Origin of the sequence: Streptomyces sp. NPDC014676 (assembly GCF_043084105.1) — a bacterium.
Taxonomy (GTDB): Bacteria; Actinomycetota; Actinomycetes; order Streptomycetales; family Streptomycetaceae; genus Streptomyces.
In genome coordinates this window covers 15,527-33,361 of the sequence record NZ_JBIBZI010000023.1, presented here as the reverse complement: position 1 = coordinate 33,361, position 17,835 = coordinate 15,527, and the positions used below count along the sequence as shown (strand labels likewise).

Genomic DNA, 17,835 nt, shown 5'->3' with positions numbered 1-17,835 from the left:
ATGCCACGCTCGGACGCAGGCGACCGCAGCGGGTGATCCCGGCAGGGCCGCCCGCCGCACCGGACGGACTGTGCCTGTGAGCGGGATTCACCTCTTCTGAAAGGAGTCCGGCCATCGTCGGACACATCGAATCACCTGCCGTGCTGGACGAGAGAGAAGGGATGACGGGCGGCCCCTTCGCGGTCGTCGAGGCCTTCCGGTCACAGCGCCACCGTTTCCTGACGACGGTGTCCTCCTGGGACGCCTCGTTCTGGCGCGCGCCCACCCGGTGCACCCTGTGGTCGGTGCACGATGTCGTACGCCATGTCAGGGACGTGGTCTCCCTCCACGTCGCGCGCCTGGGCGGTCCGCCGGCCCCGTTCCCGGTGGGAGGCCCCTTCGACCCCGCGACCTCGCCCGCCACGTGGCTCGCCGCCTCGGAGGGACAGAGCCCCGAGGAGACCCTGGACGAGCTGAAGCTGTTGATCGACCAGGAGGCACGCCTGCTGGAGCACAAGGCGGAGGTGAATCCGCCGGAGGTCGTGAAGGGGCAGCTGCGGCGGACGCTGCACTGGTCGGTGTCCTCGGCGCACACCTTCTGGGACGCGTGGATGCATGAAAGGGACATCGTCCTGTGCACGGGACCGGAACCCGTGTACCCGGCCGGTGAGCTGAGGGCCGCCACGATGTACGGGCTGCTCGCGGCGGCGGCCCCGGCAGGCTGGGAAGGCCGGTATGTGCGCACGACCGTGGCCCTCGACGGGAGCCCGGACGGCTGTTACGAAATCACGCACGCCGACGACAGCATCAGGGTGACAGCCGCGTCGCCGCAGGCGGGTGCCGAACTGTCCGGACCGGTGGGGGAGGCGCTCGACAGCCTCGCGGGACGCGGTCCCGAACCCCGGGAGGTGTTCGGATCGTCCGCCCCCGCGGTCGCTCGGCTGACCCTTCTCCGGAAAGTTGCCACCTGACCCGGACATGTCGCCGGGACGTCAGGGGACGTTCCCGGCGGGGAGCGACCGGCCGGCCGTCGTGAGCCGGCCTTGCGGACGGTCTCGACAGCAGTACGCCCCAGGGCTGCGCGACCACCGTCCGGCCGCCACCCTCGAAGCGGACACGCGGGTATGGCCCGAGACGCCTCTTCACCTGGACAGTGCTTCTTTCCGGCAGGGCAGCAGACCTGGCTCCGAGACGATGCCGACCTCCGGCTGATTCGACATATTGATCAAAAACTTTTCACTGCGACGGCTTGTCCCTCCTCCGTGAGAGGCGGTTGGCCGATCAAGTGCGACGACTTCGTGAGACAGAGCAAGAAGGTATCGCTTATGACTTCCCCCATGGCAACTGTGTGTTTCGACGGCTTGCCGCGCGACGTCGTGCGAGCGGTGAAACGCCAAGCCGATCAGCTGAAGAAGATCGCCGTCCTGATCGATTACTACGATCGACTGTCATATCCCGGCCGGCCGTCGCAGGGACAGGCCCCTGCGACGGCCGGTGAGTATGATGCCGGCGGCCTGGACGACCCGCAGACCACAGCGAACGGGAATCCGGACTTCACGGAGGACTTCGCCGCCTTGCCCCTCTTCGGGGATCCTGATGCCGCCGCCGTGGCGCACCGTCCCGCCCGCGGCCCGCAGCCGGTGCCGGCGGAGGGGCGGGCGGTTCATTCCGCCGGCCCCGCGACATCCGGCGAAACTCCCATGACTTCGGTGGCATCGGCGTCCTCTGCGGCAGAAGAGGCGTGGAACGGCACGAAGGCTGACCGGACCGGCGAGTACGCGCGTCCTGATGATCAAAAGATCGCAGAGCGACGCGACACCCCACTGCCGGCACAACGAAGGAGGAGTGGATTCGGCATTCGCCCGGATTCGGATGCCGGCGTGGCCGCGGTCGGGGAAACGCGTCCTAGGGATCCAGAGCACGAAAGGGAGCAGGCCCCGGCACCCCGTGTGTTCCTGGACACCCCACGCAGCCGGACCCTCACACCCCCTCATGCCGGCACCACCAGCCCGGCCACGGCTGACCGAATCGTCCCGTGGCAGCGCTCCGAAGAACCTGTCGGGTTCCTGCGCGCCGCGGTCGACGCCGCGGTCGAGCGGGTTGTCGCACAGGCCGGCACGACAAAAGACGCATTCGCCGCCGACCCTGGCGTGCTCGACTGCGTCGACCTCATGGAAGCCGTGCTCGCGCGGCTGTACCCGGTGGCAGACACTTATGACACGGTTCGGCCGGGCCGCCACGCGATCCGCCCGGCCATCACCGTGGACGACCTCGCCGCAGGCTCCCTCCGGGCCGAGGACCGGCTCGTTCCGGGCGGAACATGGACGCCTGTGTCGACTGTCGATCAGATCGTCACAGCACTGCACCAGGCCGGCCGAGGAAGCACAGCCCTCCTCCTCGAACAAGGCCGTAAAGACATCGGGCACGCCCTCCTCTACGTCCACATCGGCGCCCACCCGGACGGCCGCACCCACATCGTGCGCGTGGACCCCCAGGCACGCCGCCCCGTGGAGACACTGCACGATCAGGCCCAGCGATGGATAAGGGCCGGACGCGGCACCCGCATGATCGTCATCACTCCCACCGGCCGGGCCGTCGACCTCGCCTCTCTCCCCGCCCGTCCTCAATCAGCCACCCTTGCCCAGGCCCTGGTCGACGCACCCACCAGCCACCACTACGGCATGCTCGGCGTAGAACTCGAAACCGAATTCGAGGTCGATTCGCCAAATGTAAAAGAACACTTCATGAAAGCCCGAACCTTGCGACTGGTGTCGGACACCGGTCTGGACGGCCAGTCCATCATCGAGATCACCTCGAGCCCCATGAGGGTCCACGGCAAGGAAACATCCGGACTTTCGGCGGACGACGTCTTTTCCGATGTCGCTCTGATTTTGCAACGGCTGAGCGATGTGCCTCCAGGGGAGAGTAAATTGCTGTCCGACTTGTTCCCGGACAGCAATAGGTTCACGATCGAAGATCACGAATCGTCGATCATCGGCAAGATCGACCCGCGAAACCTGGACGAAGGACTCAGCATCCACTTCACCGCAGGTGTCCCACTGGCCTCTTTGTACTCCTTCCTCGAGTTCATTCTGAAAGAGGGGCGTGCGAGGGCGGTGAATTCTGCGATCCGGACTGCGATGGCAAATCTCGACCATGGCCTCAAGTTCGGCCAGAAAGTCAGAAATGAGTATCTGAAGCAGCACAGAGGAGAGGGCAGCAGTCGCTCCATCGCCTTGGAATCCACTGCCCTTGCCGGTTTCACCGCGCTCGTCTACACGCATCTCGCCGCCCTCCTGAGGTCCTACTATGTTCAGGCCACCTCCCCTGACGACGAGGTGGTCATCAAGAACTACACCCCGGTTCTCAGCCGTAACCCGCTTTCCGTCATACGGCAGGCCCTTTCCCCGCGCGTCATCGAATACTTGAAAAAGAGGGCCGGCGGCATCGGCAAAGACATGGAGAAGCATTTCATCGAATCCAACCGGCCGGTCTCCTTCGTTCTCAAAGAAAAATACAAGCGGCCGGATTTCGACCTCCCTCTACTGGAACTTTCTCCGCCGGGCGACCCGAGTCCCGCGGGCTACGTGAGCGATGCACTGTATCCTGAGCACAGCGGCAGGGTATTTTCTCCGGATGACGTGTTCGGTCTCATGACAACATTCGAGGAGCTGGACAGCAGCGGTATCGGTATACCTCTCGTGCTGCTCGAGATAAGATTTTTCGGGGCGGACCACAAGCCCAACCTCCGCACCGTCCGCCAGTACTACGACAAAATAGCCAGCACGCTGCGCGACCTCTATGACCGCGAGATTCCCTTCCTGTCGCGCAGTCGCACCGCTGATTTCTGACAAGGTCCGTCAAGCAGTAGGCGCGGCGGGTGATGTGGGTCCGTGGGTCCGTCCGTCGCGGAGGCGGGGCCGGCCGTATGGGTGATGGTGCAGCCGATCCTGTGGGCCTTTGCCGGCACGGACTCGAACCGCGGCGTCTTCCGCTGCCCTGTCGTCACCACGATCGACGGAGGCTTCTGACTCTCATCACCTGGCACTCGGAGGGAGAAGTTTTCACTGACACATAAGGATGTCCTTATTTTTTACCGTGTGTCAGTGTGAAGTCCGAAAAGTTTAGAAATCGGCTGCAAGATGTACAACCTTGTACTATGCTGGCCGACCCGCATACGCGACGACACAAGGCGTTACAGCCCGAGGTGCTCAATCGAGCGGGATCGGAGTCGGGAATTTTTAGCAGTACCTGATTCATCTGTACATAATTACAATACAGGGGCAATTCGTACGCATCCGTACATACCTGGCAAGATGAGAGGCGATCGGCGCCGATGTCCCACCACCGGAAAAGAACCAGCACTGAGCAGTTGGCGATCAACCAAGGCGGGGCAGAGCTCCGGTTCTCCGTGCTGGGGCCTGTCCGGGCTTGGTGCGGCGGGAAAGAGGTCGATCTCGGATCGCCGCAGCAGAGGGCGGTACTGGCAGTCCTCCTCATGCGGGAGGGACGATCGGTCTCGATCGATCAACTCATCCATGCCGTATGGGGAGACAACCCTCCGCTTGCCGCGGTCCCTACCTTGCGCACCTATATATCCCGGTTGCGCCGTGTTGTGGATCCCAGCCTTCCCGCCGACCGCGAGGCGCAATTCATCACCTCCACTGCGGGGGGTTATGCGATTCTGATGTCCGGAAGTCACTCTCTCGACATGACGGACTTCGAAGCCATGGTCTCCGAAGGACGCCGGCTGGTTCAAGAGGGGAGTCATTTCGCAGCGGTAGAGGCATTCACATCTGCGCTTGATGCTTGGCAGGGTTCGCCCCTCGAGGGCGTGCCCGGTCCCTTTGCGCACAAGGAGAGCATGCGCCTCGCGGAGCGGCGTATGAGTATCCTGGAGGAGCGTCTCGAACTCAACCTCCGGCTGGGCCGTCATACGGATGTAGTTGCTGAACTGACAGCCCTTTGCGCAGAGTATCCGCTACGTGAGCAACTGCGGGCCCTGCTGATGCTCGCACTGTACCGATGCGGGCGCCAGGCCGAGGCATTGAGCGTTTATCAGGATGCTCGGCACGTGCTGGTGAACGAACTGGGAGTCGAGCCCGGTCCTCAACTGCGAGAGATACACAGCCAACTGCTGTCGGAAAGTCCTCTCCTCGCTCTTCCAGAGCTCAAGCACTACGAGCAGACCGGCAAAAATTCGACGCCAGAAGCTCCAGCAGTCGCAACAGATCTTTTTGTTCCACAGGACCAGCTCCCTCCAGGGCTGCCTGTCTTCGCAGGACGCCAGACACAGCTTCAGGACGCAGTCAACCTTGCCACCAGGGTCGATGACCGAGCTGGGCCCACCATTGGTCTCGTCACAGGAACTGCCGGCGTCGGCAAGACCAGCTTCGCGATTCACTGGGCTCATCGAGTAGCGAAAATTTTTCCGGACGGCCACATCTACCTCGATCTGCGAGGGTTCAGTGCCGATGGGCAGCCCAAGTCGGCCACCGAAGCGGTTCGCATTCTTCTGGAATCCATGGGAGTCACTCCGCAAAAGATGCCGGCGCATCCTGATGCGCAAGCAGCCATGTACCGCGGCATTCTTGCCGATCGCCGGATGCTCATCGTGCTGGACAACGCACGTGACGCACAGCAAGTTCGTCCGTTGCTGGCCGGGGGACAGTCAACTCTCATCATTGTCACGAGTCGTGTGCAGCTGACCGGCCTGATAGTCGGCGAAGGCGCTCATCTGATTCACCTTGAAGTCCTTCCTGTCGAGGATGCCCTCGACATGCTCGAGCAGCGACTGGGTCCTCAGCGCTTGCAAACGGAGCGGGGCGCGGCCCTGGACATCATCGCGTGTTGTGCCCAGCTGCCACTCGCGATCGCCATAGTGGCCGCTCGGGCAGCCGCACGGCCGAATTTTCTGCTCGCTGAAATTGTGCAGGAGCTTCGGGAATCCGCAGGAAATCTTGACGGCTTCGGCAATCAAGATCCCGCACTTGACATAAGAAATGTATTCTCCTGGTCCTATGCTTCCCTCAACGATCCGGCAGCACGGCTGTTCCGGCTTCTGGCATTGCATCCAGGATCGCAGATGACGGTCGCGTCGGTCGCCAGCCTGGCCGACATCGGTGCCCGAGAAGCACGCCGACTTCTGACAGAACTCTGTGAAGCCGCACTCCTCGAAGAGGTATCGCCCGGCACCTTTGCCGCACATGACCTGCTACTGGCATACGCAAATGAGCTGGTCTCCGTGACGGATGCGTCCGAATCCCATCATGCCGCACGCTCTCGTCTGATCAACTTCTATGCCGTCAATGCGCATGCCGCCGCAAAGATGCTGAACCCGAACCGGCCTCAGGTCGACGTCCCCCCTCCGTCGCCAGGTGTCATCGTGGAAAAATTCGACGCCTACGCGGACGCTTTCAAATGGAGCGCTGCCGAACATTCCGTACTCCTTGAAATAATTGACAGTGCGATGCGTTTCGGCATGTATTCCGAAGTCTGGCACCTGGCCCGTGCAATGGAAACCTATCTTCAATTTTCGGGGCGCTGGCACGCGTGGATCCGAACTCAGCTCCTCGCGCTGACCGCAGCGGAGAACCTCAATGACGCCTGGATGCGAGCTCTGGCACGCCATAGTTTGTCAAAGGCGCACAGTACGCGCGGCGAGCACGAGTTGGCACAGTCGTACGCGCAAGCGGCAATGATCGAGTTCCGAGAGATCGGAGAACGGGATTTCGAGGGCCAATGCCATGTCTCGCTCGGAATCAGTGCGGGCGCCCTCGGCAGACATACGGAAGCAATTGAAAACTATAAAATAGCACTAGGATTTTTCACGGAAAAAGAAAATCCGGCATTTGTGGCCACGATACTCAACAACACCGGCAACGAGTACATACAGCTCGGCGACTTCGAACAAGCGGTTGAAATATGCATGCGCACCATCCCTCTATGGTCCCAGGCCAGCGATCGATACGGTCTGGCTCACAGCTGGGACTGCCTGGGGACGGCACATCAGAAGATGGGTCACTACGGAGAGGCGACCACCGCCTACAAAAATGCGATCGATCTCTTCCAGAGTCTTGGCAGTGATCTTTTTGCCGCCGTATCCCTGGGCCAGCTGGGTGACGTGTATTCAAGCAGCGGGAACAGTAATGCGGCCTACGGGGCCTGGAGGATGGCGCTCGATTTCCTGGAGGGGTCCGAGGAGGATATGGCGAAGTCCCTCATTCAGTCTCTCAACCTCAAAATTAAAGAAGTGATGCCTGCTCGCTTGTCGAACCGAGGAACGATGTAAGGCGAGAAAACCAAGAACGGACCGGGGTACGCCCCAAGAGGATCATTGACCATGCGCGTCAGCGCATCTGCCGGGCAAGGACCTGCCCGCTCGTGAAGGAACCGGCCGGGGCGGGGTGCCCGTCATGGCCCCGCGCCGGGTGCTGAAGTCCGCCGGACAGCCCTGCTACCGCCGGCTGCACCAGCCGGTGACCGATGCCGTGCTGGGGGAGGCGTATCGTGCGGACGCGCTGTCCGACGCGCACCGTGACGATCCGGAGGTCGGCCACCGCTTCCTGGCCGACGAAGCACGCGGCGCCGGAGCCCAGGGGGCTGGAGATAACGAAGCGCGTCAGTCCCTGCCGGTCGGCCGGCCCCGCACCCGGCCGGGCGCGGTTGTCGCGGACAAGGCCCGCTTCTCCCGCGCCCACCTGGGCAAACGCCACATCAAGTCATCGGCCGCCGAGGACCTTGTAAGGATCGGCGCCCAGATTCAGGTCGCAGAACCCGACCGCGCCCTTCTGCACCGCGGATGCCGCAGGCCCGATCAGATAGCCGTCTCGGTGGATGTCGATGGAGGCCACCGGACCGGCGGCCTCCTGCGGAGCCGGCAGCACCGTGGTGTCCTTGGCGCGCCAGACGATGGAGCCCCCGTCGTTGACCGCCCAGATCGGGTCGTCCGGCGTGATTCCGAAGACCAGCGATCGCGACCCCGCTACGCGCAGGATGCGGGTGAGTCTCTCCACCTCGGTGACGAAGGGGCCGTTCCAACGCCGTACGGCGGGGCGGAACCTGTCCTCGATGCCGACCAGGAGTTCGTCGGTTCCTTGGACCGCGGAAGGGGCGTTGTCCGGTGCTGCCGTCCTTGTGTCCAGAACCCTTGTGGTCCGGTTGTGTTTCTCATTCTCCGGCTCCAGGGATTCCAAGCGCTCCCGCTCACCACGAGTCTCGCCGGCACCGAGTGGCGGAACTTGCAGGTTTGCCGGCACCCGCATGAGATCGCTCAGCAACTGAGTCATCCAGCTCGGCAACTCCTGAGGAGTGACACGAGGGCGGGCGCTCATCAGAGACGTGTCGTCGTGGGTCTCCCCGGCAGCCGTGCCGGGAGTCGCACGGGCGGCCTCCTTGCGGTCAGCGTGCTCCCATGATGCAAGCGCCCGGGTGACACGTTCGTATTGCGCGGTTCCCGGGGTCATCTTTTCCAGTTGAGCGCGGAGGGCCTGCTTGCTCACTGCCTCCCCGCTTGCGCTGCTGACGATCACGGGATAGGTGATGACGCCGGTACCAGGGTGCTGGGGAAGCCGCTGTGGCTCGAACCTCATCCACAAGTGGTCATGGCCATGGGGTTCCTTCGCGATAGTGAAGTTCGCGCCGACCCGCATGTCTGCTGCGTACACGACACGACCAGTAGCCTGGGCGACATCATGCGCGACGGAGGCGCCGTGGCAGACCACCAGGACGATCGGAGCACCAGCGCGCAACGGTTGTGTCCTCAGGAGACGCCTGAGATATCCACCGAACTCTTTACCTGACACATGATATTGCCCGCCGGCCGGCAGATTGGCTTCCAGAATGACCCAGCCCGGCTGACCGTGCGATACCCAGAAGAAGGCGTCCCTCGGCCAGGGGACAGGACGCTCCGTCCCGGCTATTCTCGGAATTTCATTCTTGTTTACCAGGCCCTGCGAGTATTGCCTGAACCCGGACAGGGTCATAAATGATTCTTCTGAGTTCTGCGTGTCCCACAGGCTGTGACTGAGAACTCCGATCGGGCGTTTTGTCTCGTAGTCCACCACAACATCGACGCGGATGTCGGTGTCTCTGATCTGCCTCTGAGGATGGACTGTCAGGTGCCTCTCAGGGGCTTCTCCGGTCCAGTCCTGCGGAAGGACTTTCGCCCAACGGGCGGCTTTCACACCGGAAATGCTGATCGCCCGGTGAGAGGCGTTGAGAGGGCTGGTGCCCAGGGCCGGGCGCTGCGACGAGAACCACACCGCCCGCCGCGTGGTGAACGCGGTCAATCGTGCGAGATTCCACACTGTCGAGGGGTCTTGTGCTTCGACGAGAATGGCGATCGCCATTTGTGGGTGAACTTGAGTCAGTGCTGGGTTTCGTCCAACCAGTTCAGCGAATTCCTGGAGTGACTTTCCAGCGAATTCCCCGTCCTCACGCACGACGATTTTATGAAATTCCTCATCCCAGGTGGCCCGGACAAGGAACACCCGGTCACTTCCCCATGGGGCAGAGGCCAGGCGGTGGGATCCGTGCGTTCCATCTGGATGCAGAACGAAGCCACGTGTGTCGATCATGCGGCCGTCATCGGCGTGGAACGTGTAGTCAGCGCCCAGGAAATGCTGGTTGTGATCCACCAGGGTCCGTACCGCAACAGTGGGGATCCGCGGTTGCATCCTTGCCGGGTCGGTGAATTGAAGCTCCCTGCCCGTGCCGGCCGGCCAGTGGGGTGCGGTGCTCGTGCCGGCCGACCAGTGGGGCGTGGCGTTGGCAGGAGTGTACGTTCTTGCCTCGGAGGAGGGCCCGGCGCCGGAATTATCCGCTTTCTTCTTTTTCTTGAAAAGGTCGGCGAGGGGAGCTCCGCCTTTGACGGGGTACTTGGTGCCGGCCAGGATCAGCTGGGTCAGAAGATTCGCCTGATGCTCGACGGGAAGAGCGATTTCTGCCCGGGTCAGTTCAGAATATGCTTTCTTGACCGCAGTGCTCATGTCGCCCAGCTCCGGCGGGAGCTTGCCGAGAGTGAAGACCATCAACAGGTTCGCCCGTTCGGAATCCCGGCTCGCAAGCGCGTTCCATGCATCCATGGGGGTGGTGACGGCCGCCGCTGTTGTGTCCTTGGCGAGATCGGGATCCGGCGCTGCGGACGTTTCAACACCATCGGCCGGCTGTCCCGCAGTGTGCTCCCGGAGTTCGGCGCTCTCGGTGTGCCGGTCGAAGACTTCTCGTCCCAGTCGGCCGGAGCCTCCCTCGGTTTCCGTCCCCGGCCGTGTCGATCGTGACTTGTTCGTATGGGGTGCGTCCAGGAACGCGACCAGTGGGGTGGGCGGCGTCAGATCGGGCAGCGGGACCGGAAGCCCGGTCGGCGGCTCTTTCACCGGTGCGGTCTGCTCGTGCGGACCGGATACGCCTGCGCTGTCCTCCCCTACCAGCCGGCCCTGCTCTGTCCGCGCGGGCCGCTGTGGGGTCTGCGCCGTTTCCGGCTCCGGTGCCCGCAAGGTGTCACGCGACCCGACAGGGCCCGTGCCCTCCACGGACGGAACGGTCTCCGTCACGCCACTGCCGACGGGTTCCTCGAAGGAGTGCTGCCGCGCGTGGGCGGCTGTGCCGGGCACCTGTCGGGCCGAGTCCTGCCGGCCCTCGGTGTTCGTGGTGTGCCAGTTGAGGGCCTCCCACATGCTCTGGTCCGCGGCGGTGACCGACAGAGCGTTGGCGTGCAGAGGCTCGGCGGGCGGCGGTCCGTAGAGTTCGTGGAGGAGTGAGTTCAGCACGGGATCGTGCTCGGCCAGCCACGCGGCGCCGTTGTTGCGCTGTTGGTGCGTGATGGAGTCGCGCCCGTGGTTCGCGCCGAAGTAGGCCACGGTGCTCTGCGCGAAGTACTCGGCCGCGTCGGAGGAGGAATGGTTGGTGCTGGGGTTGCCGTGGAGGTCCCGCAGCGGACCGTCGACCCATTGCCGCGGTGTCGCCGCGCCCCTGCGCGTGCTGAACGCCTCCTCCACCCGGGCCCGCCGGGCGTCTTCCAGTCCGAACGCGTACACCAGGTGGGCGGCCTCGTGCAGCACCGACGAATAGCCTTCCGGATGAGTCCGGTCGGCGTCCGCGGCCTCCTGGCCGAGGAGGTTCTCCTCACTGACCGCCACCACGGCCCGCTGCTGGTCGGTCCAACCGCGGGCGCTCACCGGCGGACGGTCCTCGCCTTGCGTGCCGGCGTACGGAGGAAGGTCGGCGAGGTGCCGGGAACGGGGAACGATCACCACCCGGACATCGCTGCCCGCCACCCGCTCCGCGACGACGTCGTCGTGCAGGAGGAGTCCGATCAGACGCGCTGCCTCGGCACGAGCGGCGAGTGGCCGCTCCACCTCGGCGGGCACGTCGATCAGCTCGCGGGCGATCCTCATCGCCCGCGACGAGTCCTCGACACCGGCGAAGCCGGTGGCCGCACCGAATCCTCTGCCGTCACCGATGAGCTCGCCCGAGTCGATGCCCGGTGCCGGTTCGCTCCACTGCTGGGTCCGCGCGCCACGGGTGGGGGCGGCTTGAGAAAGCAGGGTCCCGAAGGTACTTCCCAACTCCAGGGAGAGTGCGTGCGCCCGCTCTTGGGGATGCTGCCGGGCGCGGTCCCGGTGAAGCCGGGCGGCGACGACGTAGACGATGCCGGAATACAGCTCCTGGTACGCCTGCTCGGGCGCCGACATCGTGCTCCCCAGGGACGGCGGAGCCACATGATCGCGTGCCACGAGGCGTGCCGCTGTGGTGAGCCAGTTCTGGCCGTCGGGCAGGCTTCTCAACGCCGCGCGTTCCTCGGAGAATTTCCCCCGCCACTGATCGAGGAGCGCGCGATCCACCAGGGGATATGCGGGGAGGCGGGAACCGGAGGCCTGGGGGGGTTCGATCCCGGTGTTCGTACGGCTCAGACCGACGTGCGAGAACTGCTGGGTCAGCGCGGGGATGTCCGTGCTCGGCTCAGCGGGTTGCCTGTTGACCATCGCCAGCATCTGGGAGGCGGTCAGGGGGGCTTGAGGGCCGCGGTACTGGCCGGGCGTGCTGGTGAACGCCGACGACGGCGCGGGGGCCGCGATCGGAGTCCGCCCTGCGGGACCGGCTGTTTCCGTGGGCAGAGGGAGACCCGCCAGGCGTGCGACGTCGATCCGACGTGCCTTGAGCGTCGTCTTCAGGTACGCGGTGGTGCGATCGCTGAAGCCGACGCTGTCAATCGCGGCATCTATCTGCTGCGGAGTTATCGCAATCACTCGGCGGGCGGATTCCTGCATCGCCTTCGCGGTGATGTCCTTGAAAACTTCGAAGGTCTGCGGATTGGTGGTGTAGTCGCGCAGGTTGTTCCACTCGGTGACATTCGAAGCGAAACGGTTTCCCTTCAGGTCCCCCTTGCCCGAATACATCAGTGCGCCTCCGGTGTCAATGCGCACCGGATTTCCGCCCACGTTGACGATATTGTCATAATATCGTCCTGCGACATCCCAGTTGGCAAGCCATGCGTCGACGGCGAATCCGTCGTATACAGCCTTTCGGTATGATTTGTCCTTGAGCTTTCGCTCAAGATCTTGATGGGCGTTCTCGATGAAACGCGAAGCCGTCCCGTACTTTCCCTCGCGTGTGATCAGTCGCAGCTCGGGGACTTGCACACCCGCGAGCCTGTACAACGCCGCGGCCAGGACCTCGTTGCGGGCGTGGTCCGGTGTCCGCGCAAGCTTGAGATAGAAGCGGTGTCCCCTGGCGTCCTCGTAGGTTCCACCGACATTCGACCCGAGCTTCTCACCGATTTTCCGCCACCCGGACGCATCCACCCAGGGGAGAGGCTCGCCCTGCCGGGCGAGGGACGAAGGTTCCGCGGCAGGCGGTGAGTCCTGCGCGGGGGCGACCTCGGTCATTCTGATGGTCCATATGCCGCCCTGGTCCTGCACCGACTGCACCTGGAAACTGGTCCCCGGCGGGAAGAGAACCTCGTTCTCCACATTCTTGTGCCGGGAGATCGCCTGAACCGATCGGCCGCTCCGGGACTCGATTTCGAACTGGATGTTGCCGGAGAAACGGGGGGCGAAGGCGTTGGTGCTGACGAAGGCGGGTTCCTGCACCACCCTGCCGGGTGCGTAGCGGGCGAGCGCCGCCTGTGTTTGGGCGGGGTTGAGCGAGATGCCCCGGTAGACCGTCCCGGTGTGCGGCGCAAGCTGGTTCAAACCGGAAATCGAGCTCTTGATCAGTGACGCATAGCCCGCCAGTGCCCTCCGGTCGCCCGTACGCAGGGCTTGGTTGACGGCGGAGAATTCCGTAATGCCCGTGTACGCGATGAGCGCCACCAGGTCTTCCTCCGGAATTCTTCTGAAATAGCTTCCGGACGGCATCTGCTGCCGATGCAGCTGGTAGTCCGCGAATCCGGTGCGGAACGACTGACGTTCCTCATGGTTTGTGCGATAGCCCGGGACGGCGAGATAGGGAAAGGAGCGCGACAGCATGTCGGACGCGGTCAGTTCCTGTCGTACGCGCTGCCGGAGCCGTTCGACCGCTGCCGTACGGGCCGAGCCATGAGGTTCGGCCAGCCATGCCCCGATCGCCAGGTCAATGGCCTGGAGCTCCCACTTGTTCTGCTCGAAGGCGAGCGGATGCTCCCGGCCACCGGTCATCCACGCTTCCACCGCACGGTCGATGTCCTGGAGTTTGCCGGAACGACTTCTTCCCAGCCGGTCCGATTCCGCGATCCAGTGGTCGATGATGTCGCGCTCCGACTGCGACCCACCGGGACCACCACCACGCAGACGCAACACGGGCTGCGGCTCACCGGTCGCCGTGCCCCGAACGGACCCGCCGTGTCCGGAATCCTCCCTGGTCTCCCTCACCGTCGGCAGGTTGTCCGTCCTGGGGAGGGGAACCGACGGGCTGGTCATCACTTCGTGCCGGTGTCCCGAGGGGTTCGCCGGCACGTGTTCGGCCGTTCGGCCGCCGAAGGCGGGAGGCAGTAGTTCCGGTGCCTTCCATGCCGAGCGCTGCCCTGGGGCACGGTCCGCGGGCAGCCCGGTGCGGGCAGGGTCCTGCCAGGAGGATGCCGTCTGCGGCTGTCCGGTCTCCTGGTTCTCTGTGGTGGGTGCGGCGCTTTCAGGGGTCCAGGTGTTCAGTACCTTCGTGACACGCCTGTGTTCCGGGCTCCCCGGCTGCAGTTCCGTCAGTCGTTTCCGCAGCATGTCCTGCTGCCACCGTGCCATGTCCGAGGCCGGTGGGGTCAGCGTCATGAAGACCTGGGGATGCAGCGACGTGGAAGCGGCGGAGCGACGCACCGTGCCGAACTCGTTCGCCGCCTGCTGGGCGATGACGTGCGCCTGGTATGCGGGCTGTGGTGAACGGCGGTCCGCGAAGAGTTGCGCTGCGACCACGTAGACGATGTTGGAGTACAGATTCTGATAGTTCTGTGCGGCCTCGGGCAGGCCGCTGCGTTCAGAGGGGGGTGATATGTGGTACCTGGCGACTATCGGCGCGGCGGCCTCCAGCAGTTGCTGTTGGTCGGCCAGAGATGCCAGCGTCTGGCGGGCGGAGGAGAACCTTGCCTGCCATCGTTGGACGACTACGGTGTTCACCGGTGGATAGGCCCGGACGTGTGAACCGGCAGCCTGTGGAGCCGACGTACTGGGCGCTTGAAGTCCCATGCGCGCCATGTGTTCGGCCAGGTTCTGCACCGGCGGCTGCGGAGCGGCGAAGGGAGCGCCGCCCAGGGGGACGGCCGTGTGGGAGGTGCGGGCGCTGCCGAACGCTTCGGCCATGTCCTGGGCGGCCTGGACGGCGCGTCGGTCGGGCTGGGATCGGGTTCGGTCACGGCCCAGGAGCGAAGCCACGACGTCGACGGCACCTTCGTAATACTCCCGATAAGTCCTGGCGTCCTCGGTGAGCCGTTCGGATGCGTGCGGGGGAGCGAGGTGATGAGCGGTGACGATCGATGCGGCCTGCTGCCGGAGCCGGCCGGCGTCCGGCACCTCACGCAGGTAATCACGTGCGTAGCGGATCCTGTCCGACCACTCCTCCAACGCCTCTGGGGACGGCACCGGGTAGCGGGGGTGGTCGGTGTGGGGACTCGTCGCGCCTGCCGGGCTGGTGTGGTGTGCTGTGCCTGGTCGTTGCCGGTCCGTTGTGGACATCCCCTGGCGGGGAGCCGAGGGCCTTGCGATGTGCTCGGGTCTCCCGGCCAGCTGGTGGAGTACGTGGCGTTCCAGCCGCTCGATGGCGCCTTCCCGCTTGCTGCCCGGATGGTGGCCACGCCAGTCGGTGATCTGGAACAGGATGTCCTGCAGGGCGGCTGTGTCGCCAGGCCGGGAGAGGGCTTCCCTGACGGCGGAGTCGATGTTCTTGAGGTTGGTGCGGGGCCTCATTCCGGGGAGTGCCGAGATCTCTTTCCAGTTCTGCATGGCCTCGGGCGGAGGCCAGTTCGCCGGCTCCTGGGACAGTGCCTGCCGCAGCGTGGCCGTGTCCTGCATGGCCTGGGCCCACTGCCGCTTGACCCGGTCCCAGGACCGTCCCGCGTGATCGAAGAGGTTCAGCGTGTAGGCGAACTCGGTCAGATCGGCGTCCAGCTTCTGCAGTACGGCCGAAACGTGAGAACGGTCCTGCTCGGCGCCCCTGGTACCGCTTTCCACGGGGTTGTGAAGCCGAAGCAGACTGCGCACCAGAGGCTTCACCGCTGTCCGCTTCACCAGCTCGAACCCCAGTGCGCGCTGGTGGTGCGCCAGGTTCAGTTCCCCTGTGATCCGCAGCAGCCGTTCCAGGGAGCCTGCGAGTTCACTACTGGCCAGCTCCGTCTGCATCGCGTGCAGCCGGACGTGGTGGCCGGGGGGCAGCCCTGTCCTTCGGGCCCCCGCCTCATAGCGGACGAGGGCGCGCCGCTTGAGGTCCTCATACTGTTCACGGGCCTGGGCAACGCCCTCCACATCGGCCAGGTTCCGCAGCTCGACAAGCGGTTTTCCTCCGTCGAGCTTTCCGAAGACCGTGACCATGCCCATGATCTCCTGAGAAACGGCGTAGTACGGGTTACGCAGAAGGAAGCTGTTCACATAGTCACGGACGGTGAGGCCTTTATAGAGCAAACTGGCATCGAGCGGGTTGCCGGAATATCGGTCGCTCAGTGCGCTCCGGGCATGTTTGGAAAAGCTGCGCAGGACGGAGGAATGATTCTCGTTCAGGAAATCACGCGCATGGGGCGGCAGTGCATCGGCCAAGGTGCGCGGGTCATGCCGGGACGCGATGAACGTATAGCTCTTGAACCAGTTCCCGCTCTTTTTGCCGGCGTTCCTGTTGTCTTCCACGTGCACGGGCGTGATGGCTTGCAGGAACACCAGAAGGAGCAGACCGGCTACGGACCGGTAGTCGGCATCGTCCAAGATCTCCCATGCCAGCCAGGGGTTGGTGATCGTGGTCCGCCGCGTGGCGGAGTAGTAGAGGGCCGCGGTCTCCTTGGCGAAGGCCGCACCCGCCTCCGCGTCGGCGTGAGCGGTGTCGGCGCTTTTCACCGACAGCGCCTTGACGTCGTCCATGATGAAGTCGAGCAGTTCGGAGGCGGGCATGCCCACGGTCCACTGCGGTGACAGGCTGGACTCCCGCCCGGGCGCCACCCTCGCGAGCCCCGCGCCGCCGTGTTCCAGGGCCCGGAACCCGCTCTGCCCTCGGAACAGATGCTTGACGGCCGGCCCAGGGCGCAAGGAACGCATGACCGTGTCGAGCGAACGCCAGATGTCGTCCTCCGGGACACCGTCGGCCTCGCCGCGGAAAGCGATGGGGGCTCCGACGATCTCCAGCGTGGTGGGGGCGTCGCTCCGCAGCCTTTCAGCGGTCAGGGTGACGGGGCCCAGCTGCGCCAGTCTGTCGCCGTGCGACAGATCCTGGTCGATGATCCATTCGGTCTCGAACTCCGGCCCCATCTTCCCGTACGAGAGAAGGGAAGGGTCGAACCGTGCCGAACTCGAGCTCTGCTGCCCTTGCCGCGACGACGAGGCGGTGCTGTGACTCGTCGACCACATGCCTCCCGGCAGGCCCGTTACCGCCCGGGTGCCGAACTCGGTACGCAGTTCCTCGGACAGCAGCGACGGCGGCCACTCCTCCACGGAGTCCGGGCGCGGTTCGCTGTGCACGCGCGCGGCGATCACAGCGGCCATGTCGTCGAAGAGCGCGGCGTATTCGGCCTCCGGCGACCCCTCGGCGGCACCGGCACGGTCGATCGGCGGGGGCTGATGGCGCCCGCTCATCAGCTGGGCGGCCTGCTCGAGAAGCTGCTCCCGCTTCGCTTCCGGCAGCGACTCGAGGACCTCCCGGGCCTCGGCGAACCGATCGGCCCAGCGGGCACGGACGGCCGGATCCACGATCGGGTACACCGGGGCGGGGCGAACACGTTGCGACGGGGCAGGGGCGTCGTCCGCTGTGAACATCGGCGCCGGCTCGGCCTGTGCCGGGGCGGCGAGACGGTTCATCCCAGTGACCTGACCGGTGCTATCGGCGATGTTCCGCAGCTCATGTGCCGTCTCCTCGGCAACGGCGGCCGCCGTCTTCGCGGCGGACAGCTCGCCGGCGTCGCGTGTCAGAGCGGGTGGGGCTTCGCCTGGGCCGTGGAGGGAAATCTCATCAGGACCGAAGGTCCTCTGGAACACGCCTCTGTCCGGCGACGCACTCGTCCGCTGTTCTGCGGCCTCTTTCTGCGTGTAATACTCGATGAGCGCTTTCAGTTGCGTGACTTTGTCCGTATGTTGCCTGATTTTCCTGGCGGTATCCGCATCCGTGACGAAGCAGACTTTGTTCACATCGGGCATTGCAGTCCCCATTGTCGAGCGGATCGCTGGCGGCCATGGACGCGTCGGCAGTGGCCGCTCGGCC

General features: G+C 64.6%; 5 protein-coding genes. 3 read left to right on the top strand and 2 right to left on the bottom strand.

Annotated elements, in window-relative coordinates; all coding sequences use genetic code 11:
- The first annotated feature begins 140 nt into the window (after nucleotides 1–140).
- From ACF1DX_RS36760 to ACF1DX_RS36750, 3 genes are all read left to right on the top strand, one after another.
- On the top strand, nucleotides 141–950 hold the full coding sequence (locus ACF1DX_RS36760; RefSeq protein ID WP_391795494.1) for a maleylpyruvate isomerase N-terminal domain-containing protein: 810 nt from the start codon (nucleotides 141–143) through the stop codon (nucleotides 948–950).
- 366 nt (nucleotides 951–1,316) lie between these two features.
- Complete coding sequence (locus ACF1DX_RS36755; RefSeq protein WP_391795493.1) at nucleotides 1,317–3,830, top strand: hypothetical protein; 2,514 nt, start codon at nucleotides 1,317–1,319, stop codon at nucleotides 3,828–3,830.
- A 521-nt stretch (nucleotides 3,831–4,351) separates the two neighbouring features.
- Nucleotides 4,352–7,270: a BTAD domain-containing putative transcriptional regulator gene (locus ACF1DX_RS36750; RefSeq protein WP_391795492.1), complete on the top strand. Its 2,919-nt coding sequence runs from the start codon at nucleotides 4,352–4,354 to the stop codon at nucleotides 7,268–7,270.
- Nucleotides 7,271–7,328: 58 nt separating this feature from the next.
- Here ACF1DX_RS36750 and ACF1DX_RS36745 read toward each other — a convergent pair whose 3' ends face one another.
- Together ACF1DX_RS36745 and ACF1DX_RS36740 are read right to left on the bottom strand one after the other, a co-directional pair.
- A complete protein-coding gene (locus ACF1DX_RS36745; RefSeq protein ID WP_391795491.1) occupies nucleotides 7,329–7,694 on the bottom strand; it encodes a hypothetical protein in 366 nt (121 codons plus the stop codon).
- 6 nt (nucleotides 7,695–7,700) lie between these two features.
- The gene (locus ACF1DX_RS36740) at nucleotides 7,701–17,771 is read right to left on the bottom strand and encodes an ADP-ribosyltransferase domain-containing protein (RefSeq protein WP_391795490.1); all 10,071 of its coding nucleotides are present in this window, start codon (nucleotides 17,769–17,771) and stop codon (nucleotides 7,701–7,703) included.
- Nucleotides 17,772–17,835 lie beyond the last annotated feature (64 nt).

Coding starts and splice junctions, on each gene's coding strand:
- ACF1DX_RS36755 (WP_391795493.1), top strand. CDS start 1,317: ATGGCAACTGTGTGTTTCGACGGCTTGCCGCGCGACGTCGTGCGAGCG.
- ACF1DX_RS36740 (WP_391795490.1), bottom strand. CDS start 17,771: ATGCCCGATGTGAACAAAGTCTGCTTCGTCACGGATGCGGATACCGCC.